A 23,098-nucleotide genomic window follows, 5' to 3' on the forward strand; every position below is an offset into this window, starting at 1 on the left:
GATTTAATGCTGTGTCTCCGATTAACGTAGAAGAAGAGGTTAGGGGGGATGGAGTTCAGTTTCAGCGATGGACGACAAAACGAAAGCAGTTCGGGATTAATATTGCGATGTTTAAAAACGTTATCTGATGGAATAAGCAATCATTATGAACAAGGTAACTTAGCGGTCCGCTGCCTTTTCAAATCAGTGAAGCCAGGTCTGCACTGATTCACTTTTGCCCCTTTCATAGGTAAACGGTACCTGATTAGCTGCCATTGGATTACTGTAGTTGCATGGTTAAAATGCCTTATGGTACAAACGATGAAATTATAAATACTTGGGGCCTTGCCACAGAGGTTCACCATTTTAAAAGAAAAGACTTACTATGAAGTTAGATATCAATGCACTGAAACACCACCAACTAGTCGAAGATGGTCAGCTAGAGGGGTATTACATTCACCAGCCTGTACAGGGCAGTCAACAAGACGACGAAGCTGTTTTGGCAGAGCGCAAAGCGCTGGAAAAGATGGGGTATAAGGTGTTACAGGTTCAAGCTAAAGGCGGGACCACAACGTTTGCCGAGGCTATGCAAAAGCTTGCGAAGAAAACTGGTCACCTGCCCAAGGGATAAGCGAATGGGTCGAGGAGGTTATAAAGTTCGGACCGTGTCTTACGTACTGAGAAGCTTAAGCCTTTAAATGTGCGTAGAAAACAGTAAACCTTCATAAGAATAATTTTGTCAGCAGGCTGTCGACTAAATTCCATTGCCCAATATCGTTTAAGACAATGTAGACTGGAACCTTTTTAAAGGTGTTAAATAGGAAGTTTTCTTCATGCGCAAATCAGATAAGAAGGTCGAGAATCTAATTAGAGACGTGTTGACCGAAGTTTGTGAAGATACGTTAAAAGGCTACGATGGTTTTCTTTGGGTGACTCATAAGGTCAAATTCTCTTCTTTTCCACAAAGCTTAGAAATAGTCTGCGTATTCGAAACGAATCAAGATAGAGCAAACTTTTTAGCGGGAGAAGGCCACCAGCATGTCTCAACAACTATCCAAAAGGCGTTTAATAAGGTAGGGGTGCAACTAAAGAACGTAGATAAGCAAATCAGTTACGATACACAGCAAAAGCGTTAGTGCAGCGATCAATCACGCAGGCTGCGTGACGCAACTTGCGTGATGAACTCACTTTTGCACCATTCTGTATTGAAGCTTATTTTCTCTGATTGCAGAGAAGTACTATTTGACCTATTTTTTCTAATTCTGTAAGTAGTCGGTTGTCGGGTTGTCTTACATCGCGACCAATTCATTTTCCTCGTTACAAAAAGCTACTTCTCTTGGCAGAGTTTGCGGTATTTAAGAGGAGTCACTCCGACATATTTCTTAAAGGTGTCATAAAATCGGCTGCTGGAATTGAACCCAGCGGTTAACGCTATATCCAGTATTGTCTTGTCGCTATCACTCAGTAGTGCTCGTGTATGGTTGATCCTCATCGCCGTAATGTATTGCTTCATGGTGAGTTGCATGACTTTCTGGAAAATGCCCATCGCGTAATTTTGATTTAGTTGTACATGATCCGCGACCTGTTGAATGGTTAATGTGCTGTCGTGGTTTGCAGCAATATATTCCAGCATTTGACTGACATAAAATTGCGCGTGTTTGGATACACCATTGGGATGGGTCTTTGATGTGTGGTTGGTCAGTAGAGGTGTCCAGCCCGACAGGCAAAAGCGTTTAATCATCAAACTTATTTCATCTATTGTCAGCTGTCTTACCTGTTCATTTTGATGCTGCAATTCTTGTTGCCAACGCCTGATTTCAAACTCACTGATTTGCTGAGAAAAATTGGATTGTACGACCATTCCATGCGTTACATGATTGATTAGCTCACGGTTGATTGGCCAGGAAAGGAACAGGTGCATAGGTAAGTTGAAGATCGCCATGCTTTTACAGTGGCCTGGATCGCTCAGTCTGTGTGGAACACACCCCCAGAATATGGTGATGTGTCCCTGTTTTATATGTATGACCTCACCGTTAATGATGTACTCAACATCATCATCAAATGGCACATTGACTTCGACCTGTCCATGCCAGTGACTCATTGGCATTTCTGAAGGCGCTCTTAACTCGATGTCCAGGCGCTGATATTCAGAGTAGAGCGCTAGCGGGCTCACCAACAACGCGTGTTCTTCGGTGGATGCAGCGCCATTATTGATGGTGGCCACTGAAACGTTTTGTCTATTCATTGTTTAATATTCATTTTGTATTCTGTGCTTATTTCTATCATATGTTTCTGGGAGTAAACCTCGATTTTTGTGGCATTTTTAGTGATTAAAAATCCCAAATATTCAGTGAGACTCCGCTATTAAGGCTGTTTTTAGTTAAATTTATCCCATTTCCTAAGATTAGCCGATTTTGGATAATGGATCTGAGAAATTGGGAATATTGGCTTGTTTAGATGGACGATTTCTCTGGCTCGGCTGTGACACATTAGTGAGCAACCAATCAACGAGCAAACGTCAAAGGACAACCTAATGAACAACCCTAAGATCACCTTCATTGGTGCTGGTTCAACCGTTTTTGTTAAGAACATTCTGGGTGATGTTTTCCACCGGCCAGCTTTAAAACACTCGCAGATCGCACTGATGGACATTGATGAAAACCGTCTAGAACAGTCTCAGCTTGTGGTTCAGAAGTTGATGAAATCCGCAGGAGCAAGTGGCACGATCAGCTGTTACACCGATCAGCGAGAGGCTCTCAAAGATTCTGATTTTGTCGTGGTGGCCTTTCAAATCGGTGGCTATGAACCATGTACTGTTACTGACTTTGAAGTTTGTAAGCGTCACGGTCTTGAACAAACCATTGCTGATACCCTTGGTCCGGGTGGCATTATGCGATCACTACGTACCATTCCTCATTTGTGGCAAATCTGCGAAGACATGAGTGAGCTTTGTCCAGACGCGACCATGCTCAACTATGTTAACCCGATGGCAATGAATACTTGGGCGATGTACGCCAAGTATCCGCATATTAAGCAGATCGGATTATGCCATTCTGTACAAGGTACCGCTGAAGAGCTGGCTAGAGACCTTGACATTGATTATCAGGATCTACGTTACCGCTGTGCTGGTATTAACCACATGGCCTTTTACCTGGAGCTGGAACGTAAAGATGAGAACGGAGGCTATGTCAGTTTATATCCTGAACTTCTTAATGCGTATGAAAAAGGGACCGTGCCAAAGCCAAGTATTCACAATAATCCTCGATGTGAAAACATTGTCCGTTATGAAATGTTTAAGAAGCTGGGCTATTTTGTCACCGAGTCTTCGGAACATTTTGCAGAGTACACGCCTTACTTTATCAAGCCAAATCGACCAGATCTGATTGAGCGTTATAAGGTTCCACTTGATGAGTACCCTAAACGCTGTGTTGAACAATTGGCGAACTGGAACCAAGAGTTGGAAGAATACAAATTGGCAGATAGTATTGATATCAAGCAATCCAAGGAATACGCCAGCACAATCATTAATTCTCTATGGACGGGGGAGCCTAGTGTTATTTATGGCAACGTACGGAATGATGCTCTGATTGATAACTTGCCACAGGGATGCTGTGTTGAAGTGGCTTGTCTGGTTGATGCCAACGGCATTCGCCCAACAAAGGTAGGAGTCCTGCCTTCCCATCTGGCAGCACTAATGCAAACCAACATCAATGTTCAGACTCTGCTAACAGAAGCCATACTGACTGAAAACAGAGAGCGAGTTTATCACGCCGCAATGCTTGATCCTCATACCGCAGCGGTTCTTGGCATCGAAGAAATTTACGCGTTGGTGGATGATCTGATTGAGTCACATGGTAGCTGGTTACCCGACTGGTTACACCGGTAATTAACAAAGACACTAACAACTAGTTGGTTACATATGTCGATATGATTTATCTAGGGTTCAAATCCCTTTATCTCTGCCACATTCGAAAGCCTCGTCATCAGACTGGGCTTTTTTCATTTTGGCGTCAGGTAAACTGAGATGGGGATTCACTCTCCATACTTAGCAGAATCCAAAGTTGAAGCCGTCAAACAGGTTACTGAAAAGGTCATTGCACAGCCGGTGTTGGAATGGATACCGTCGGTAGAACAGTGATGGCGCACTTTATCTCTGCAGGTTGACCGAGAGACCAATTGCGCCACATATCATATGTGCTTATTGCCGATACGGTGAGATGACAGCAATATGCTGGTTTCTGAGGTAGAAATACCGTCAATCTCTCTGATCCGGCACAGCACATCGTCAAATTCTTCCAGCGAGCGTGCTTGCAACTCCAATACCATATCCCAACGCCCGTTCGTTGAGTGAATGGCGCACACGCAGGGCTCACTCATCAGCTCTGTTCGTACCTTTCTGGTCGTATCCCTTTCTAGAACAATGTTCATCAACGCTCTGACCATCGCAAGTTGTTCATTGGCACCATTTGAAACCAGCGCGGTATAGCCATTGATGATTCCCCGTTTTTCCAGCCGAGTCATACGGTTTTGAATCGTGGCACGGGAAACGCCAACGGTCTTTGCCAGCCAGGCCACGGGCAAGCGAGCATTCATTCTCAGGTGGCTTATCAGTTGGCGGTCTATGTGGTCGATAGAGTCCATGTATGTCCTTATTTTTGCCTGAATATATCAAATCGGTAGCAAATGTTAGCATATTGATAACTAAGTTATCAATTTATGTGTATTTTGTATCTGTTATTTGGCGTTGATACCAACGATAATGTCGCGATAAAAAACGTGTTGCGAGGGAAAGATGACCCGATTTATTGATGTTGATTGCCTTAGCTGGCATGTAGGTGCTGTAGGTGCCGATAAATTGATGGAAATCTGTGATTCGGCGAAAGAAGCGGTCAAGAATGTCGATATCATCACTACTGTTACCGCAGACAAACGTCTGGCGACTATTTTGACCCCGGACATGGTGGCGCCCGGTGTGCATATCAACGTTGTGGGGGGGAGGATTGCCCCGGAAAAACATCTGATGAGAATATTGAATTAATGCAGGCTATTTAATGAAAATATTAAGACATCTTTAGCCTGTCGCTAAAAAACAACTTAGCTTCGATTTGAATGGATATTAAACACAAATGGGCCCCTGAAGGTTATATCTTTGGTCCATTTAACATTAATTATTAATTAACGCTCTTACCAGGCAGGTTTAGTCTAATTAATAAAGTTTAAAACCAGTCACACTTCAAGAAAAAATAATATCGATGCTATTTTTTAGCGGCCAACAAGATAGCTATTAAATGATTTTATATGGATTTAACTATTTTCACAATTTAATTATTTGTGAAATTTATACTCAATAATCAAGAGTAAGAGGGACTATGAACAACGATACTCCAAAAATACCCTTCACCATGGCAATGTTGCCGATCATCCTGATGGTTGGTGCCATGCTGGTAACTATTGTCATATTTGAAGGTAGTCCACATATGCCTCTTGTATTTGGCACCGTGAGCGCAGCGTTGGTCGCCTGGATGCATGGTTATAAGTGGCAGCATATAGAAGATAGCATCTACAGTGGCATCAAACTGGCTCTACCCGCCGTCGTAATCATCCTGCTGGTTGGTATTGCCATAGGTGCTTGGATTGGTGGTGGCGTTGTCGCGAGCATGATTTACTACGGGTTGCAAATATTGTCTCCATCTCTGTTTCTGGTTTCCATTACTCTTATCTGTGCCATAGTGTCTATTGCCATCGGTAGTTCGTGGTCTACCATGGGCACCATTGGTGTTGCTGGTATGGGCATTGGTATCAGTATGGGGATTCCCGCTCCTATGGTCGCTGGTGCCGTAATATCCGGTGCTTATTTTGGGGATAAGATGTCTCCTTTGTCCGATACCACCAACCTGGCCGCAGGACTAACCGGCACCAATCTTTTTGAGCATATTAAACATATGCTCTACACCACCGTACCCGGGCTGTTGATCGCCCTCACCGTATACTGGTATCTGGGCCAGAGCTTATCTGCCAGCAACGCCGAGTTTGAACAAATCAGTACCACCATGGCCATATTGCAGGACAACTTTGTTATTTCGCCCTGGCTATTGCTGATCCCGGTCTTCGTGATTTTTTTGGTCACTCGTAAGGTACCAGCCCTGCCAGCCTTATTCGCGGGTATTGTGCTAGGTTTTTTGAGCCAGATCTTCATTCAGGGTGGCTCTGTGGCGGAAGCGGTGAAAGCACTGCAAACCGGCTTCACTATTGAAACCGGTAATGACATGGTCGACGGCCTGTTCAATCGGGGCGGCTTGGAGTCCATGATGTATACGGTTTCCATGACTATTGTCGCTATGACTTTGGGAGGGATACTAGAAAACACGGGTATGCTGAAATCTATTGTTGAAAAAATAATAAGCTCAACCAACTCGGCAAAAAGCCTGATCCCGACCACTATTTCTTCCTGCTTTCTGACCAACGCAAGCTGTTCGGAGCAGTATATCTCCGTCGTTGTGCCTGCCAGAATGTTTGCTAGTACCTACCAAGAAAAGGGGCTGCACTCTAAGAATCTGTCTAGGGCTCTGGAAGATGGCGGTACCCTGACCTCCGTGTTTATTCCATGGAATACCTGCGGCGTCTTTATCCTGGCGACTCTTGGGGTTGGTGCTGTTGAGTACGCTCCGTATGCAATACTTAACTTTGTGGTTCCCATTATCTCTATCATCTTTGCGTTGACCGGTTTTTCCATTGTTCAGCTGAAAAATACCAATGACGAAACACACAGTCACAGTGAAATACGTGATGGTGTTGATCCGAAAAGACAGCAAACTAATATCTGACATTGATAGTTATGTCAGATAAATAATGGCTTACTTTAGGTCACAAAATTGATGAGCAATTCATTGCATGGATTGCTCATCTTATTCTTTATCCATCCAAACCAATTCTTTAGTTATTCGACTTCTCATCGACCAGCCAATTACTCTTCTAGACAAACGATCTCCAAACGGCAAGGTACAAACAACCTTCATGTATTTTTATAGGTAGTATCGGTTACTTATGGCTGGGTTGGAGCCCTTGGATTGATCTCTCTGGTTAATTTTTTAGCCGAAAATGACATGTTCAGTACCCGCTTTAGATCTGGGTTTACGATGTCCGCATTGTGACTTTAAGCCTTCTTCCCTCCATCCTTGATAAGAAACTCAATTGCTGGATTAGTGAGCAATGATTAAACAGAAATAGGCAAAGGGTTTTCGTACGGTTTCTTCTAATATAGCTGTAGAGAGTTTTATAGCGCTGGCTTATACACGTTCTCAGTTTGGTTTATAAGTGTTTGGCAAGTTCAACTTCGCGGTATTCATTTAATATACGTGGGTACCATATTGCGAAATATGAGTCGTGATTAAACAAATATTTACTAGATCACTTCCTTCATTTTGTCATTAATTTTTCTCTATTGAACGCAGAATAACAAACGTAATGAGTTTATTAAACGGCAGCTTAAAGCTGTCTTTTTTGTCTGTGGTCAAGTGACTATTTTGAATTTCAGAATCTAGTCTGAATACTATAAAGGTAAATTAAAATTGGCTTCCAATTCAACTTCCGTCAACAAGTCATTATTAGCTCTTGGATTAGGCTCTTTCGCTATTGGAACGACCGAGTTTGCTCCGATGGGATTACTGCCAAATATTGCACAAGGCTTAGCTGTTTCTATTCCTGATGCCGGGATGATAGTGACTGCCTATGCCATAGGAGTCATGATCGGAGCACCGATTATTACCCTACTGTTGAGCCGATTAAGCAAGCGAACGGCCTTATTAGGATTGATGGGCGTTTTTATTGTTGGGAACATTGCTTCAGCGATCGCGCCTAACTTCCTGTCTCTCATTGTAGGACGAGTCATTACCAGTTTGTGTCAAGGCGCATTTTTTTGTTTTGGCGCGGTGGTAGCGACCAGTGTTGTACCCAAAGAAAAGCAGGGTAGTGCAATTGCGACCATGTTTATGGGGTTAAGCATCGCTAATATTATTGGTGTTCCCGCTATTGCTTACATCGGTCAGCAGGCTGAGTGGAGAATAGCGTTCTGGGGCATTACCCTCCTTGGTATTTTTACGTTCTTTGGCCTATTTAAAAACTTGCCTCGTGATGAAAAACAACAAACTGTCGACTTTTCTTCAGAAGTAAAAGCAGTCCTGAACACTGACATGCTGGTAGCAATGACCGTTACCGTGCTGTTTGCTGGCGCATTCTTTTCTTTGTACACCTACATCGCACCATTTTTAGAAGACAAAATAGATGCCACAAGCAATTACATCACCATGGCTTTGGTGATCATTGGGTTAGGTCTTACGCTGGGTAACTATTTAGGCGGGGAGTTAAGCGACTGGTCACTGGATGGCTGGCGTTGCATTACTACTCCTAATAGTATTGAAATCGCGTACAACCACGAAAAGTGAGCCGCTATTAGATAGTAACGCTTAACCGGTGCTGTATTTTCAGCCTGGCCCTGCAATATTATTAAGCAAGAATTGAACACAATTGTGTAATGTAAATTAGTAAGATTTCTCGCATTATATTCTTTGTCCAAACATGATGCTTTGTTCAGCAAATATTTTTGTGTGTGACTAAGCTGATAGATGAAATCCAGTCATAGGGGAGAATGAATTATGGTTATAAATGAAAACTTCACACTTTCAAATGGTGTTGAAATACCTAAGCTGGGGTTCGGAACCTGGCTGATAACCGGTAGTGATGCGGAAAGAGCAGTAAAAGAAGCGATTGAAGTTGGCTACCGTCATATCGATAGCGCGCAAGATTACGGCAATGAAGCAGAGGTCTCTGCCGCGATTAAAACGAGCGGTGTTAAAAGGGAAGATATTTTTGTTACGACAAAATTAGCCGCTGGCTATAAGACTTATGAAGAATCTGTAGATGCTATTAACCGCTCCCTGGACACCATGGGGTTGGATTATATTGATCTTATGATCATTCACGGACCTCAGCCGTGGCCTGACTTCGGCAGTGACGACCGATTTGAAGAAGGTAACCGACAAGCTTGGAAAGCATTAGAAGAGTTTTATAATGCGGGTAAAATTCGAGCGATAGGTTTATCGAACTTTACTCAATACGATCTCGATAATATTTTGGCGAGCTGTACCGTCAAACCAATGGTCCATCAGGTCTTAGCGCATGTGAGCAATGTGCCTACAGAGCTCATCGAATATTCACAAAGCCATGGAATGCTGGTTGAAGCCTACTCGCCAGTCGGTCATGGTGAATTATTTAAAAATGCAGAAATCGCTGAAATGGCGGACAAATACAATGTATCTATTCCACAGCTTTGTATTCGTTATGATTTGCAATTAGGTCTGTTGCCATTACCTAAAACAGCGAACCGTGCCCACATGGAAAACAACGCAGACATTGATTTTGTGATTTCAGATGAAGACATGAATGTTCTAAATAATATGCAGAAAATCCAGGATTATGGTGATGCCAGCGTCTTCCCGGTCTACCAGCAAAAATAGCCGATAACTTCAGTGACTATTAATCCCCAATAGGTCCTAGTCCTATTGGGGATTAAGTAGGCGTTAAGCACCTAAATACACTGATATGATTCAATGACGTTGATGACAATCTCGCTCATTGAAAATAACATTAGAATGTTTGTATCAACTTAGCGTGCGGTTGCGCCGCCATCCACAGGCAAAGCCACACCCAATACAAAGGATGAAGCGTCGCTGCTCAACCACATTACTGCTGCTGCCACTTCTTCGCCTTTACCCAGACGACTGATTGGCTGGATTCCGGCGATGATCTCATCGCTTAATACGCCTTTTTCTTTCATGTCTGCGACCATCGGAGTATCGATTGCTGCCGGGCAAACCGCATTTACACGGATACCGCGCGTAGCGTATTCCAGTGCAGCACTCTTGGTCAGGCCAATCACACCGTGTTTCGACGCATGGTAAGAAGCCAATTTGCCCAGTCCAACCAAGCCACCGATAGAAGAACAGTTCACGATAGAGCCGTGGCCTTGCTCACGCATGTATTTAAGCTCGTGCTTCATGCTCGCCCAAACGCCGCGTAGGTTGATCGCGTTTACACGGTCAAAGTCATCGGCCAGCTCATCAGCGGCATCGATCGCAGGAACCTGGATTCCAGCGTTGTTGAACGCCATGTCTAATCCACCAAATTGTTCAACCGTTTGTTTAACAAGTGCTTCAACTTGCTCTTCTTTGGTCACGTCACACACAAAGCCTGCCGCTTTACCGCCTGTCTGAGTGATTTCTGCTACTGCTTTATCCAGTGCTTGCGGATTGACGTCGGACAGCATCACGGCTGCGCCTGCTTCCGCGTACGCTTTCGCGGTAGAAAAACCCATACCTGATGCTGCACCCGTAACCAGTGCAACTTTACCGGAAAAATTATAAGAGACTGACATATTACCTCCTCGGTAATGACGATTATTATTGCTTGAGTTGAAGTTAGAAAATAATGCTACCCAGATCCGTAGAAGATGATGAATATTCACATCCAGACACTGAAAGGTGACATCATTTACATGACTTAATAGACACGTAACTCTAGGATGAAGCTTAGTTTCATGACGAATTCTGATAGCCAGTACTCTTATATTTAACCAACTTATTTCGTCGAGCTACGCAGAGTTTAGAGTGTAAGAATGTTGAGCTTTTATAGGTCACACTCCAAACTGATGAGGTCATTCTATCGGTTTTAGCTTTAATTGAGATGAGGCTAAACTCCTAAATCCTTGCCTGATCATCCGCTGATGAAGTGGAAGGGGCGAGGGAATGAGAGGTGTTGAATGTGTACATTTGATCAGGCGATACAATTAGAAAATATTTGATGTTTTTTGAAATAGATTTTTATGTTACGAATAGTACGGTTAAATAAACGATTTTCGAATCTGTAATCATCATCATAAGTGGAGGCAATAATGGCATTTAAAACTCCGCCTTTAACGACGACAGAAGATCAAGAGGTTCGCCGTGTTGGGTTTGAGATCGAATTTACCGGTTTAACCATAGGGGACACCACCCAAATACTGCAAAAGGTTTTTGGTGGCGAGCTAGAGCAAAAGTCCGCTGTTGAATACGTCTTGCATACACCTGAGTTTGGGAAGTTCAAAGTTGAATTAGATTGGGAGTTTCTTAAAAACACAGCGCTGGATGCGAAAGTCAAAGATGATGGCCATGAGTGGGTGAATTTTTTACATCAAGTCGCCTCTTCCGTTGTGCCGTTGGAAATCGTATCGCCACCAATCCCCTTAGATAAGCTAGAAAAACTGGATGAGCTCATTCCTGTGCTGCGTAAAGCGGGTGCGAAGGGCACTGATGACTCCGTCGTTGCTGCTTTTGGTGTGCATATTAATCCTGAACTTCCATCGCTGGATGTTGAGACGATTCATCGTTATTTGCAATCGTTTGGGCTATTACAATGGTGGCTAAATGAAGCGCACGACGTTAATTTAGCTCGAAAAATCAGCCCGTATATCCAATTGTATTCTGAAGAATATGTAGAGCTCCTTCTGAGTAAAACTTATCAGGACAGGAATGCTTTGATCGATGACTATCTTACTCATAATCCGAGCCGAAACCGAGCGCTGGATATGCTACCATTGTTTGCCTTTATTGATGAAGACAAAGTCAATAAAGCGGTGAAGGATAGCAAAGTAAATCAAAGACCTACATTTCATTATCGCCTACCTGATTGTTTGATTGAAAATACAAATTGGAGCTTCGCGACGTCTTGGAATATATGGTATCAGGTTGAGGCATTAGCCGCCGATCCTCAGGCGCTGGACTTTTTATCAGGTCGGTTTAAAGAGATGTCTCTTCCGCTGATCGGGGTAAAACGTAATGATTGGGTTAAGGAAGTCAGTCAGTGGATAAAAAGCCGAGAATTGGGGTAACGGGGAACCATCGTAGTTGGTCACCATCTTGGTGGTGTACAAAACTCGCGCTCATACTTGCAGGAGCACAACCTGAGAGGATTAGCGTTAAGCACCAAAGATCGGGTAAATCACTTGATGGCCTGATCATTGGCGGTGGTGATGATATTGATCCCGAACACTATGGTGGTGAAGCCAGTGAGCGGGATGAATTTGATCCCGAACGCGATAAGCTGGAGATAGAATGGATTCGATGGGCGTTAGAAAATAATGTCCCTATCCTGGGGATTTGTCGCGGGTCACAGCTGGTGAATGTTGTACACGGCGGTAACTTGTATTCGGATATCTCGACGTTACGCAAGCGGACCTATAATCGCCCGGGCTTGTTACCCACCAAGCAAGTGTTTGTCGATAGAGAGTCGGATCTGTTTGCTTTGTGTGGCAAGCCTAAGTTGAGGGTAAATAGCCTGCACCATCAAGCGGTTAAAGATGTAGGGGATGGCTTACGGGTTGTCGGACGAGATCTGGATGGCTTTGTTCAAGCGATCGAAAGCACACAATCGCAACCTATCCGAGGTGTTCAATGGCATCCCGAGTATATGTTTTATCTGCCTAGTCAGTTTAAGTTGTTTCGCTGGTTAGTACGGCAATGCTGTTAATGAAGTGAATCCTCACTTTACTACCGATAACTGACGTTAGAAATACTCTTCCTTGTCCGGTATAGATGAGATCAGACGCTTCCCAGACTCATCTATACCCCATACCATTAACTTCTAGTCAGTGAGTTACAGAACTTAGCCCCTCAGTTAAATCTTTAATTTATATATTTATCATTTATTTGTAATGGTTACATTTGTGCACATTATTGTTGACATGTTGCTATCTAATATTTAATAGTAATAATAATGGTTATCATTTTGTTTTGTGTTTGTGGTATTTCAAATGTTGCTCGTCATCAGTTTCTGTTTCGTCTCTACCGGACACACCAAATGGTTTAACTATTTTCCTTTCAAAAGTACCTGTTATTTCGCACGAACTGCTTTTCTTGAGTGTGCCATTGCTCGGGAGGGCAATAGGTTACTTGAGATTAAATTTCGAAAAATGCTTGTGCCTGGCACTTATTTGTCTATTTAAACTAAATACAAGAATGGATCTCTCATACTATGCAAAACAATGTTAGATGTGTGGCTAAGTTTAGTCCTCTCGCTTTAATTATTTTTGCCAATATTAGCCACGCGGCCTATTCCGACACCATGGTCGTAACGGGGAGTCGTACTGAAACGGCAATTTCTGATGTGGCTTCAACCATGTGGGTTGTGGATCAAGAAAGCCTTGAAAGGGCAGTTAACTCGGGGCTGGATCTCAAAAATGCGTTGGGTGAGTTAATTCCAGGGTTTGATTTTGGCAGCGATGCCCGAACAAACTACTCGCAGAACTTACGGGGTCGCTCTGCTTTGGTGATGATTGATGGGGTATCGTTAAACTCGACTCGCAGTATCAGCCGACAGCTCGATAGCATAGACCCATTTAATATTGCTCGTGTTGAGGTGCTTTCAGGAGCGACGTCTGTTTATGGGGCTGGTGCTGCTGGTGGCATTATCAATATCATTACTAAAAAAGCGTCCAATGAAGAACTCTCAGTTGAAACAAAAATCGGAGCAAAAACCGGCTTTAACTCGAGTGATGATCTGGCTAAACAAATTGCATTGGCCGTATCTGGTGGAAATGAATTGATACGCGGGCGTGCATCCGTTGCTTATTCGAAAAGTGGTGCAGCGTATGATGCGAATGGCGACATCATTCGTCCAGACATTACCCAAACCGATATGCAGTTTAATGAGACGGTTGATCTTATGGGGACGGTAGAGTTTACGCCTGATGAGGAGCAATCATTATCAGTGACAGCTCAGTACTACAACAGTGAGCAAGATTCTGAATATGCGACGTATTTAGGCACTAATTTAGCTGGCTTAACTGACCCTTCTCAAATTGAAACCCGAAAAGGTTTACAGCTAGACAAGCAGCCAAATACAGAGCGAGTCATGGTCAACGCTCAATACAGCCATGACAACGTATTTGGGCAACGTATACTCGCACAAGCTTACTATCGAGATGAGTCATTGCGATTTTTCCCTTATCCGTCACTACCTCGCGTGACTGGTTCACCATTTCCGGGAAGTGTGTATCCACTGTATGGCGCATCTGAACAGAAAACGTCTATTTTTGGCGCAAACTTAGCGTTGATCAAAAGCTGGGATAGCTTAACCATGACGTATGGATTGGATGCGTCTAAAGAGTCGTTTGAAGCCGATCAAACCATTTATGATACCGTTGCCTCGGTTTCCTCTGGCGGTATGATCTTCAACCCGACGCAAAAGCTGCAGCGTTATCCTGATATCGATAGCCGTTATTGGGCGCTATTCAACCAAGTTGATTGGGATGTCACGGATGATTGGACGGTAAGTGGCGGCTTCCGCTACGAGAATATCGAGCATAAAGTGGGTGACCATGTCAGTGTGTTGCAACAGCACTTGTATCAATTAGGGCAGTACGGAACAACACAACCAGATAGCATTGCGGGTGGAAAAACCGATTACGATGAATGGCTGTTTAATGTCGGCAGTGTGTATCACTTAAGCGAAGACATGCAGGTATGGGGCAACTTCTCTCAAGGCTTTGATGTTCCTGACCCAGCGAGATTCTTTGGTCAGGGCAGATATGATGGGCCGTATGGCGAAGGGGCAAATCTGTTGTCGTCAACATCGGTTGCAAATACTGAGCTACAAGGCGTCAAAACGAATTCATTCGAGTTAGGTTGGCGTATGGCTCAGAATAACTGGAACGCCCAGGTCGCCGGATATTATTCTCAATCCGATAAAACAGTCACCTATGATCGCACCACTTATGCGGTACAAGTTGCGGATGATGATAAACGTATTTATGGCTTAGAAGGTCAGGTGGTTTATCAGTTCACCAACGAAGTCTACAGCGGTGCACAAGCCCATTACGTTATCAGTGAAACCAAAGAAGATGGAGACTGGGTTGATCTCGAAGCCGCATCAGCGAGCCCAAGCTCAGGAAGTGCCTGGATTGGTTACGATAATTACGAGTATGGCGCGGAGCTGAAAGTGAATAGCTTCATTTCATATGAAGATGATGCGGGTGAAAAGCTTGAAAGCTATACCCTGACTAATCTGAATGCGTATTACGCTTTGCCAGTAGGGCGCATCAATTTGGGTATCCTGAACTTGCTAGACCGAGATTATGAAACTATCTGGAGCCAGCGTTCACAGATGCTTTATGGTTCGAGTTCTCCAGAAGCGATTTATACACATAATGGTTTAGGGCGCACGTTCACTGTTAACTACAGTGCCACGTTCTAAGGTGGAATCTGTGTTGCAATTTAACGATATTTCCCTCCAGGTTGGAGGGAAAACGATTCTCGCCCCGATGAGTGGCAGCTTTCCCGAAGGGTCTGTAACGGCTTTGATTGGGCCAAATGGTTCAGGGAAATCAACGTTGTTGTCTATTCTGAGCCAGTTACGTCGTCCGGATTCAGGTACGGTTTCATTGAATGGTGAGCTTTTATCAAAACAGTCTCGCGCGAACATTGCTCAAAAAATGGCATTGATGCCCCAACGTAATCCGGTACCTTCGACGCTGACAGTGGAAGATTTAGTCACATTTGGACGACATCCTCATCGGCCTTGGTATCGTGGTCTCAACAACCATGATCAGTCGATTATTGATTGGGCGATGTCAGAGGCGGGCGTTGAAGTATATCGAGATCGCTTGCTGACAGGTTTATCTGGTGGTGAATTACAACGATGTTGGCTGGCGATGGTCCTGGCACAAGATACACCGATTCTGATGCTTGATGAGCCGACTTCCTGGCTCGATATTCATCATCAACAAGCATTGCTGAACATTGTACGTCGTCTGAACCGCGAGTTTGATAAAACGATCATCTGGGTTCTGCATGATTTAAACCAAGCGCTTCATTACAGCGATCGCGCGATGCTGCTCCACAATGGTGAAATGGTATCCGCTGGAGATGTAAATGAAGTCATTACTGCAGAGCGAATCACTCAGGTCTATCAGACCAGAGTGAATGAACACCATATTGATCATCAGCGAGTGCTCATGACCGAGGTGACACCATGAAGCCTTGGCTACTGTTTATTGTTTTTCTATATTCAGCCGCGATATTAGCGAATCCATCTCCAGGTGAGGCAAAGTTGAATGTTTGTTCTTCTACGTGCGTGACGTTGGATAAACCCGCAGTAAGAGTGGTTGCGCTGAATTGGACTGCCGCTGAAATGCTGCTTTCCCTTGGTGTTACTCCCGTTGGTGTCACCGAATTAAAGGGGTATCGTAAGTGGCAGACTAACCACCCTGAATTACCAGATGGTGTGGTAGAAATTGGTCGGAGACAAGAGCCTAACTTAACTGAAATAGCGAAGTTAGAGCCTGATCTTATCGTTGGGTATGACTTTCGCCACCAACGGCTTATTAAGGCATTAAGTGGTATTGCACCGACCTTACTTTACCAGCAGTTTCCGCAGGTAGGACAAGCCGGCTTTAGTTATTTTCAACAGGCTATTGTTGTCTTTCGCCAATTGGCGGCGTTAACTGGAAAGCGATCAAAAGGGGATATGCTGGTGGATCAGATGCACCAGACACTAAGTGATTTACGACAACGGCTATCGGCGCGTGGGATGGAAAATAAATCTATCGCATACGGTAAGTTTATTGGGATGGGTTACGGCTTACGCATGTTCTCAAAAGACAGCCTAGCGGGCTCTGTCGCTACCGAGCTTGGGTTGAATTACAGTTGGCATTCTACTTTACCGGGTAAAGATTTTGTTCACTTGCAGTTGGAACAGTTACCAGACATAAATAATACGCATCTATTGTTGGCGGGTAATCAAACCGACAGTGAACGGATGACAAGTTCCCCTGTCTGGCCATATCTCCCGTTTGTTAAACAACATCTTTATTCAGATGTTGAGCCTTTGTGGAGTTTTGGCGGGCCTGTCTCTATTTCTCGAATGGCAAATGCATTTGCAACGTCGCTGTTTAATTGGAAGGAGACGACTGATGGTTAAAGTTTGGAGTTCTACGTTATTAGCAATGGTCTTAATAGTTGCAGGGTATCTCTTTACTATTTCACCATTGAGTGATCCGGCATTGTCTGACATGATGATGGAGGCTATCTGGCTACCCACTGTCGGTATGGCCATTATCACCGGCGCCTTGCTTGCTAGTTCCGGGTTGTTAATACAAACATCTCTGGAAAATGAATTCGCTTCGCCTTCGACTTTAGGCGTCGCATCCGGAGCGCTTTTAGGTGCAGTATTGACCCGCGTCTTTCTTCCCGAAAGCGGACTACTGATTGTATGGGGGGCGGCATTTCTTGGCAGTGTGCTCGTTGCTTTGATTGTTCTTATGGTGAGTCGCTTAATTGGTGGCGGAAAGCTTCCGGTTATTCTGGTGGGGATGGCGATCGGCCTAGGGACAGGTGCTATTGCGTCTGTCTTTTTACTCTACTTTGAGCATGAAACCGACGGGCTGTTCCTGTGGGGTAGTGGTCAGGTATTGCAAAGTTCTGCCGAGCCATTCAAAGTGGTATGGATTCCAGCCGTCGTCACGCTAATGCTGGCTTCATTTGTCTTACCAAAACTGGCTTTGTTTCAATTGGGGGAAACCCACGCTCACTCGCTGGGAGTAGCGGTAGGTCGTTGGCGCTGGTTGATTTTATCATTAGCGGTCGCACAATCATCATTAGCAATTGCCATGGTTGGTATGGTCGGGTTTATTGGTTTGATGGCACCGCACTTGGCGCGTTATATCTGTGTGGCGAATCGCAAGGGGCGAAATGTAGCGCTTCTTTGGGGAGTGTCACTCATTGTTGGTGCGTTACTGGTGCTGGGTGCAGAGTGGTGCTCACGCAGTTTGCTCTTTTTGGGGTACCGACTACCGACAGGTGCGTTTGCCGCATTTCTTGGGACGCCATTTTTCCTCGTATTGTTATTCGGTCGAAGCGGTCGTGCGCTTGCAGCCACCGAACAGCAGGTTATCGGTTTGCGACCACTGGTTAAACTCAAACCAATCTGGACGCTGTGTCTGTTAGCGGTTTTATTGGTATTCACGATCCTATTTTGGGCTGAGCCTTCAGGCTCTTTAGGGGCGGGGTGGGTTTTAAATCGCTTATGGCTAGCGGGGTTAGCTGGCTTCGCATTGGCTTTCGGTGGAACGCTCTTACAGACACTGTTTAATAATCCATTAGCAAGTCCAGATATATCGGGTGTCAGCACAAGTGCCGTTTTATTAATCGCTTGTTTACTGGTGATATTTCCCGGAGCCGGACAAGGTTGGTTAATGGTAGCGGCTTTGGCTGGGGCGTTATTAGTGACAGGGTTATTGTTCTGGGGGATAAATCAGCAACTGAGTGTTTCCCAACTTGCCCTGTTTGGCATTGTCATATCAGCATTTACGGGTACGGCAACGCATATCCTACTGACGTTTGGCAGTACAACGTCATCGGTAACCTTGATGTGGCTCTCCGGGTCGGTTTATGGTGCATCTGCTGACGCAATTATGCCGTTAGTCACCACGTTGGTTTTAGCGTTGTTGGTTTCTATTCCGCTATTAAGAAGCTTAGACGTTATTCCACTAGGCGAAGTGATCCCACAAGTGGTAGGGATCACACTGAAACCTTATCGTTTGTTGATGTTAGCGGTCGCAGGCGTTCTTACCGCCATCTCGATTTCCTGTGTGGGGGCGATCAGTTTTATCGGCTTGCTAGCACCGCATTGCGCGCGGTTACTCGGATTGTATCGTCACACTCACTTAATCCCCGCAGCCGGTATGACGGGGGCTATCTTGTTGATTTGGGCTGACGGGCTAGGGCGAACGCTAATGCCGCCATCAGAAATTGCAGCTGGTCTCGTCGTTTCCATTTTGGGGAGCCTTTATTTCCTGCTGTTGTTATTGGTGGGATACCGTAAAACTACCTCCTAATATCCAGAGCCGCTATTTAGTCAGCGGCTCCTTTTATTTTAAGCCGCGTCCGAGAGAGTCGTGGCCGTTTTTTCAGCCACTTTATCGCAGATGTAGTTGCCGATTGGAATTGCGGAAGTCGCGGCTGGCGAAGGCGCATTACAGACATGCAATGAGCGCGGGCTTTCAGCAAATAGGAAGTCATGTACTAGTGAACCATCTTTGAGAACGGCCTGAGCACGGATACCTGCGGGATAAGGCTGGAGATCGCTGACTTCTAGCATCGGACAATATTTCTGCACCATTTTCAGGTAACCAGGTTTCCACCAAGAGTTCCAGGTTTCTGCTAACCCCGTTTTTAAGTGCTTAAAGCTCACTTTCCAGAAACCAGCAAAGGTCACCATATCTCTGATATCACGCAGGGATACATTGAACTTTCCATATCCTTCTCTTTTCCATCCTTGTACGGCATTAGGACCAACAGTCACGCTGCCATCAATCATTCGCGTCAGATGCACACCAAGGAAAGGTAAGTCTGGATCTGGAATTGGATAGATGAGGTGGTTGACGATCTGGTTGTATTTTGCAGGCAAGCGATAGTACTCCCCACGATAAGGGACGATTTGAAAATCGGTATCTATGTTAAGCATTCGGGTGATGCGATCGGCCATCAGTCCAGCGCAAGTGATTAGAAATTGGGCGTGGTAAGTGTGGGAAGTGTTACCACTACGACAATGCAGAACAATACTGTCGGCGGTTTCTTCAATATCCTGAACTTCCGTTCCCAGTTTTAGTTCGCCCCCACAGGCTTTAAACTCTTCCGACATTTTCTTCGTGACCAGACGATAGTTAACAATGGCAGTCGATTTGACGTAAATAGCGCCGTTGCCGGTAATATTCGGCTCTCGTTTTCGCAGTTCAGCTTCATCAAGCAGCTCTGCTTCAATTCCATTTTGCGCACAGCGTTCATACAGGGCTTGCATTCGCTCATATTCTGTCTGGTTTGTTGAAACCAACAATTTGCCGCATTGATCGTAAGGTATGTCATGCTTTTCACAAAAACTGATCGTCTTTTCAACCCCTTCTCGACAGAACTGGGCCTTCAGGCTGCCAGGTTGGTAGTAAACACCAGCGTGAATAACACCACTGTTATGTCCGGTCTGATGCATGGATACTTCTGATTCTTTTTCTAATACCAAAACACGTGCGGTTGGGTAGCGCTGCTTCAGTTGCCATGCTGTTGATATTCCGACAATTCCGCCTCCGAGAATCACATAGTCGTACGGCTTTTCCATTGAAATCTCCAAAATAGTAGTGCCCGTGTTATTGCACACGGGCTAATTATTGTTATTTAGTTTGGTGGTGCCAGACCGTTCCCTGGCTCAGTAACATTTAGCGTGAAAATGAACCTCTCTGGCGAAGTAGTTCACGACTTAGATCTGGGTGCGGGACAAATTTATCTCGTCCGTGTAGCCAACGGTGGTTGTGAACAACCAGCATAGAACCGACGTTGACACGTACATTGAAACAGTTCGGATCATTTTCAAGAGACTCACCAATTTCATACAGGTACAAACCTTCACGGCGATTTTTAGGTTTCGCAAATTGGTCAATGAACAGGAAGTGTGGTTTACCTTCTGCATCTTCTTCAAAAAATACAGGGTGCTCAATGTCATAACCGGTATTTTTGCTTGGTGGCGCGCCCCAAGTAATGTCTTGCTTCGCCATTGGATGATTATAGAATTTGTCTAGGTCCTGCCAGTCATCAAGATGCAGTAACAGCGAATCGCCGCCTTGCATGTTGCTCTCTTCCATTTTCATCATCAATACGAAATCCGTGCGTTCATCGACATAGGTACCGTCGTTGTGCATTTCCATACGGCGGTGAGCCTGACGTAGGTAGCTGTCACTGTCGTCAACATTACGCACAGTAAAACGGGCATAATATTTACCGTACATGGCATCAAAGTTTGGCAGACCAATCATGTGCGAAATTGCCGTAGAGAGTTTGACGAAGTAACGACGCTGGATCTCGGTGTCTTCATATTCTGCTCGTACTTCATCACAAGCTTCGAGAAGAAATGCGCCTTGATTACGATCATCCATAATCTGAACAAGCAGCTTACCGAGTTGATAGTCGGATGCTTTATCCAGTGCTTCCGCTACAGCAAAGCGAAGAAATGGCTTGTACTCAATGGCTTGAAGATCCCACTCACAAGTCAGATCATTAAACTTCTCTAATAAGTCCTTGCCTAGAGTAATCACCTGCAAACGGCCATTTACCGGATGTGGGTTAACGGTGATGCCTTGTAGTTCTGAATTTACGCTGTCTTTGATGCTTAGTGTCATGGTTATTCCTTTTATTTCAGCAAAAGATGTCCCGGTTCAGCTTTTGATTCTTTGTGATAGATATTGCTTGTCTACCACTTGGTGTTGAGCGGCCTAATGGGGAGCCCCCTGTTTATCCGTGGCTCTTTCCTGTTGCAAAAAGGTTAACAGTGTTAGTCCTATATGTTCAATATATCGAAAATATACTTTCCATCTATAAAATAGATTGAAACGCTGCGGTTGATTTCGATCTTAAAGTTGGTGGTGGGTTCCAGTCAGAAAACTAGAGAATGGATACGGTAACCCGAAGTGAAATTTATTAACTATATGCTGGTGTTCTTCTGGTTAACGCTTTGAGCCAACAGAGAGTTAGTTTCCCATTGGAGGTTAAGTTTAGCTGTACAACAATACTCTCAGTCGTTCCCAGGCGGCTGGAGCATTTTTATAGCAGTCTATTTGATTCTTCTGGGTTGATACCACTCTTCCATAAACTTCAAAAACGCACGCGATGCATTAGACAGGTAGTGGCTGCTTTTCCAGCCAATACCAAATTCGACTTTAAGCGCGGGATTAAACGGTACGCAAACCAGTGGCTCATTTTCTTGCACTATTCGTCTCAGGCATGTGCTGACACCGGCCTCCTTTTTCACTAAGGCTTTCACGAGTTCGATTAAGTTGGTCTCAAAGCGTATATCTGGTTTTAAGTTGTGCTTTCGGCTGTAACGACTGACGGCTTCACGCAGCAAATATCCTTCCCGAAACAGAATAAGCGGTTGCTCGCAGAATTGTTCCAGAGTTACGTTCGATAATTGGGCAAATGGGTGGCTCTCATTAACACAGGCGACGATTTCTTCGGGGCACAACGAGACGTATCTCAGTTGATCAACGGGTTTATCTGTACGGACAAATGCCAAGTCTAAAGCGCCTTCTAAAAGCATTTTTTCCAGTGTCGCTGTGCCGTGTTCCTGAACATGAATACGAATATTAGGGTAGGCTTGGTTAAAGGCTGACAGTGCTTCAGGGAAAAAATAAGACCCAAGCATCGCAGAAACACCAAAATCGATTTTGCCGCGCTCGAGCCCTTTTAGCTCATCCATTTCAATCTGGGCGAGTTCAACATCTTCCAAAATCCTTCGCGCATGGAACAGGAATCTCATGCCATCAGAGGTGAGCTGAATCTGTCTGCTGCTTCGATTGATCAACTTCAGACCGATTTCTTTCTCTAATTTTTGCATGCTAACGCTAAGTGCCGACTGGGCAATATCCAGTTGGTCGGCAGTTTTGGTGAAGTTGCCGTTCTTAGCCAAAGCGACAAAGTACTGAAGACGTTTGATGTCCACGTGACGTTTCCATGAGGTTTATGATGCGAACAAAATAGAATGCAATATACATTCGGGCGATTGAAATATAGGCTACAATCACTTTTGGTTATTATGAAGAGAAAAGCAAGTAAGAGAAGATTACGATCACAGTCTTAATGCTTCTGTCTGATTTATGGCAATATTTAGCGCTTGTTTACTGACTGTCCCAGCTCACGTCACATTGCTCCTCAATGGCAGATTTGAGCAGTTCAACAAGCGGCATCGCCCTGCGTCCTATCGACACTGTTGGCTCAGACTGTTCGTCATCATCGTCTTCTTCCGGGGCGGTATTTTTTTCTACTTCCGCGGCTTTGGTCAGCGAAGCGGTTAATTTGGCGAGCGATTCTGGTAGGTCCTGAGCCGAGATCGAACCGGGCACAGTGCCGCTATGTCCCATCATCTTTATCATATCGAGGGCAATATCGCCGAACATTGTGATATTGGCATGGCTTTTACAGCGAAAGGTGATCAGCATGGTTTACTCCGGTTTTTCCTAATTATATTATACCAATCGTAGTAAATAACTGGT

At 44.7% G+C, this 23,098-nt stretch carries 20 protein-coding genes; 13 read left to right on the top strand and 7 right to left on the bottom strand.

Features of this window, described 5'->3' with window-relative positions:
* Window positions 1–364: 364 nt before the first annotated feature.
* Both RXX31_RS00710 and RXX31_RS00715 read left to right on the top strand, forming a co-directional pair.
* Window positions 365–610, top strand: a complete 246-nt coding sequence (locus RXX31_RS00710) for a hypothetical protein (protein ID WP_317587187.1) — start codon at window positions 365–367, stop codon at window positions 608–610.
* A 202-nt stretch (window positions 611–812) separates the two neighbouring features.
* Window positions 813–1,115 carry a Fis family transcriptional regulator gene (locus RXX31_RS00715; protein ID WP_317587188.1) on the top strand — a complete coding sequence of 101 codons (303 nt, stop codon included), beginning with the start codon at window positions 813–815 and terminating at the stop codon, window positions 1,113–1,115.
* Window positions 1,116–1,306: 191 nt separating this feature from the next.
* On the opposite strand, the gene melR is transcribed toward RXX31_RS00715, so the two are convergent.
* Window positions 1,307–2,224 carry a transcriptional regulator MelR gene (melR, locus tag RXX31_RS00720; protein WP_317587189.1) on the bottom strand — a complete coding sequence of 306 codons (918 nt, stop codon included), beginning with the start codon at window positions 2,222–2,224 and terminating at the stop codon, window positions 1,307–1,309.
* Window positions 2,225–2,512: 288 nt separating this feature from the next.
* Between melR and RXX31_RS00725 the strand changes: the two genes are divergently transcribed.
* Window positions 2,513–3,865, top strand: a complete 1,353-nt coding sequence (locus tag RXX31_RS00725) for an alpha-glucosidase/alpha-galactosidase (RefSeq protein WP_317587190.1) — start codon at window positions 2,513–2,515, stop codon at window positions 3,863–3,865.
* A 302-nt stretch (window positions 3,866–4,167) separates the two neighbouring features.
* Here RXX31_RS00725 and RXX31_RS00730 read toward each other — a convergent pair whose 3' ends face one another.
* The gene (locus RXX31_RS00730; protein WP_317587191.1) at window positions 4,168–4,620 is read right to left on the bottom strand and encodes an Lrp/AsnC family transcriptional regulator; all 453 of its coding nucleotides are present in this window, start codon (window positions 4,618–4,620) and stop codon (window positions 4,168–4,170) included.
* 151 nt (window positions 4,621–4,771) lie between these two features.
* Between RXX31_RS00730 and RXX31_RS24790 the strand changes: the two genes are divergently transcribed.
* The 4 genes from RXX31_RS24790 to RXX31_RS00750 all read left to right on the top strand — a co-directional run bounded on the left by RXX31_RS24790 (window position 4,772) and on the right by RXX31_RS00750 (window position 9,491).
* Window positions 4,772–5,017 carry a hypothetical protein gene (locus tag RXX31_RS24790; protein WP_411197959.1) on the top strand — a complete coding sequence of 82 codons (246 nt, stop codon included), beginning with the start codon at window positions 4,772–4,774 and terminating at the stop codon, window positions 5,015–5,017.
* 370 nt (window positions 5,018–5,387) lie between these two features.
* Entirely contained in the window at window positions 5,388–6,803 is a 1,416-nt protein-coding gene (gene nhaC, locus RXX31_RS00740) for a Na+/H+ antiporter NhaC (protein ID WP_317587870.1), read from the top strand.
* Window positions 6,804–7,547: 744 nt separating this feature from the next.
* Entirely contained in the window at window positions 7,548–8,420 is an 873-nt protein-coding gene (locus RXX31_RS00745) for an MFS transporter (protein WP_317587192.1), read from the top strand.
* Between the two features lie 210 nt (window positions 8,421–8,630).
* Window positions 8,631–9,491, top strand: a complete 861-nt coding sequence (locus RXX31_RS00750; protein ID WP_317587193.1) for an aldo/keto reductase — start codon at window positions 8,631–8,633, stop codon at window positions 9,489–9,491.
* A gap of 149 nt (window positions 9,492–9,640) precedes the next feature.
* Here RXX31_RS00750 and RXX31_RS00755 read toward each other — a convergent pair whose 3' ends face one another.
* Window positions 9,641–10,408 (bottom strand): glucose 1-dehydrogenase, encoded by a 768-nt coding sequence (locus tag RXX31_RS00755; protein WP_317587194.1) that lies wholly within the window; start codon window positions 10,406–10,408, stop codon window positions 9,641–9,643.
* Window positions 10,409–10,924: 516 nt separating this feature from the next.
* Here RXX31_RS00755 and RXX31_RS00760 point away from each other — a divergent pair.
* The 6 genes from RXX31_RS00760 (at window position 10,925) to RXX31_RS00785 (ending at window position 18,901) form a co-directional block, all read left to right on the top strand.
* Window positions 10,925–11,899, top strand: a complete 975-nt coding sequence (locus RXX31_RS00760) for an amidoligase family protein (protein WP_317587195.1) — start codon at window positions 10,925–10,927, stop codon at window positions 11,897–11,899.
* Window positions 11,872–12,537, top strand: a complete 666-nt coding sequence (locus RXX31_RS00765) for a gamma-glutamyl-gamma-aminobutyrate hydrolase family protein (protein WP_317587196.1) — start codon at window positions 11,872–11,874, stop codon at window positions 12,535–12,537. The genes RXX31_RS00760 and RXX31_RS00765 overlap by 28 nt, the downstream gene beginning before the upstream one ends.
* 525 nt (window positions 12,538–13,062) lie before the next feature.
* Window positions 13,063–15,261 (top strand): TonB-dependent receptor, encoded by a 2,199-nt coding sequence (locus RXX31_RS00770; RefSeq protein ID WP_317587197.1) that lies wholly within the window; start codon window positions 13,063–13,065, stop codon window positions 15,259–15,261.
* A gap of 10 nt (window positions 15,262–15,271) precedes the next feature.
* Window positions 15,272–16,042, top strand: coding sequence for an ABC transporter ATP-binding protein (locus tag RXX31_RS00775; RefSeq protein ID WP_317587198.1), 771 nt, complete (start codon window positions 15,272–15,274; stop codon window positions 16,040–16,042).
* A complete protein-coding gene (locus RXX31_RS00780) occupies window positions 16,039–16,986 on the top strand; it encodes an iron-siderophore ABC transporter substrate-binding protein (protein ID WP_317587199.1) in 948 nt (315 codons plus the stop codon). The genes RXX31_RS00775 and RXX31_RS00780 overlap by 4 nt, the downstream gene beginning before the upstream one ends.
* Window positions 16,979–18,901, top strand: coding sequence for an iron ABC transporter permease (locus RXX31_RS00785; protein WP_317587200.1), 1,923 nt, complete (start codon window positions 16,979–16,981; stop codon window positions 18,899–18,901). Before RXX31_RS00780 ends, RXX31_RS00785 begins: the two co-directional genes overlap by 8 nt.
* A 38-nt stretch (window positions 18,902–18,939) precedes the next feature.
* Here RXX31_RS00785 and lhgO read toward each other — a convergent pair whose 3' ends face one another.
* The 4 genes from lhgO to RXX31_RS00805 form a co-directional block, all read right to left on the bottom strand.
* Complete coding sequence (gene lhgO / locus RXX31_RS00790) at window positions 18,940–20,175, bottom strand: L-2-hydroxyglutarate oxidase (protein WP_317587201.1); 1,236 nt, start codon at window positions 20,173–20,175, stop codon at window positions 18,940–18,942.
* A 97-nt stretch (window positions 20,176–20,272) separates the two neighbouring features.
* Window positions 20,273–21,229 (bottom strand): glutarate dioxygenase GlaH, encoded by a 957-nt coding sequence (gene glaH, locus RXX31_RS00795; protein WP_014233866.1) that lies wholly within the window; start codon window positions 21,227–21,229, stop codon window positions 20,273–20,275.
* A 431-nt stretch (window positions 21,230–21,660) separates the two neighbouring features.
* Complete coding sequence (locus RXX31_RS00800; RefSeq protein WP_317587202.1) at window positions 21,661–22,548, bottom strand: LysR family transcriptional regulator; 888 nt, start codon at window positions 22,546–22,548, stop codon at window positions 21,661–21,663.
* A 175-nt stretch (window positions 22,549–22,723) separates the two neighbouring features.
* On the bottom strand, window positions 22,724–23,044 hold the full coding sequence (locus tag RXX31_RS00805) for a DUF1840 domain-containing protein (RefSeq protein ID WP_317587203.1): 321 nt from the start codon (window positions 23,042–23,044) through the stop codon (window positions 22,724–22,726).
* Window positions 23,045–23,098: the final 54 nt, after the last annotated feature.

This window comes from Vibrio sp. EA2, assembly GCF_033042495.1.
Classification (GTDB): domain Bacteria; phylum Pseudomonadota; class Gammaproteobacteria; order Enterobacterales; family Vibrionaceae; genus Vibrio.

Excerpts from the sequence above, each read along its gene's own strand:
- glaH (WP_014233866.1), bottom strand. The coding sequence starts at position 21,229 with ATGACACTAAGCATCAAAGACAGCGTAAATTCAGAACTACAAGGCATC.
- RXX31_RS00755 (WP_317587194.1), bottom strand. The coding sequence starts at position 10,408 with ATGTCAGTCTCTTATAATTTTTCCGGTAAAGTTGCACTGGTTACGGGT.
- RXX31_RS00780 (WP_317587199.1), top strand. The coding sequence starts at position 16,039 with ATGAAGCCTTGGCTACTGTTTATTGTTTTTCTATATTCAGCCGCGATA.
- RXX31_RS00730 (WP_317587191.1), bottom strand. The coding sequence starts at position 4,620 with ATGGACTCTATCGACCACATAGACCGCCAACTGATAAGCCACCTGAGA.
- RXX31_RS00710 (WP_317587187.1), top strand. The coding sequence starts at position 365 with ATGAAGTTAGATATCAATGCACTGAAACACCACCAACTAGTCGAAGAT.
- RXX31_RS00750 (WP_317587193.1), top strand. The coding sequence starts at position 8,631 with ATGGTTATAAATGAAAACTTCACACTTTCAAATGGTGTTGAAATACCT.
- melR (WP_317587189.1), bottom strand. The coding sequence starts at position 2,224 with ATGAATAGACAAAACGTTTCAGTGGCCACCATCAATAATGGCGCTGCA.
- RXX31_RS00725 (WP_317587190.1), top strand. The coding sequence starts at position 2,513 with ATGAACAACCCTAAGATCACCTTCATTGGTGCTGGTTCAACCGTTTTT.
- RXX31_RS00805 (WP_317587203.1), bottom strand. The coding sequence starts at position 23,044 with ATGCTGATCACCTTTCGCTGTAAAAGCCATGCCAATATCACAATGTTC.
- RXX31_RS00760 (WP_317587195.1), top strand. The coding sequence starts at position 10,925 with ATGGCATTTAAAACTCCGCCTTTAACGACGACAGAAGATCAAGAGGTT.
- lhgO (WP_317587201.1), bottom strand. The coding sequence starts at position 20,175 with ATGGAAAAGCCGTACGACTATGTGATTCTCGGAGGCGGAATTGTCGGA.
- RXX31_RS24790 (WP_411197959.1), top strand. The coding sequence starts at position 4,772 with ATGACCCGATTTATTGATGTTGATTGCCTTAGCTGGCATGTAGGTGCT.
- RXX31_RS00715 (WP_317587188.1), top strand. The coding sequence starts at position 813 with ATGCGCAAATCAGATAAGAAGGTCGAGAATCTAATTAGAGACGTGTTG.
- RXX31_RS00785 (WP_317587200.1), top strand. The coding sequence starts at position 16,979 with ATGGTTAAAGTTTGGAGTTCTACGTTATTAGCAATGGTCTTAATAGTT.
- nhaC (WP_317587870.1), top strand. The coding sequence starts at position 5,388 with ATGTTGCCGATCATCCTGATGGTTGGTGCCATGCTGGTAACTATTGTC.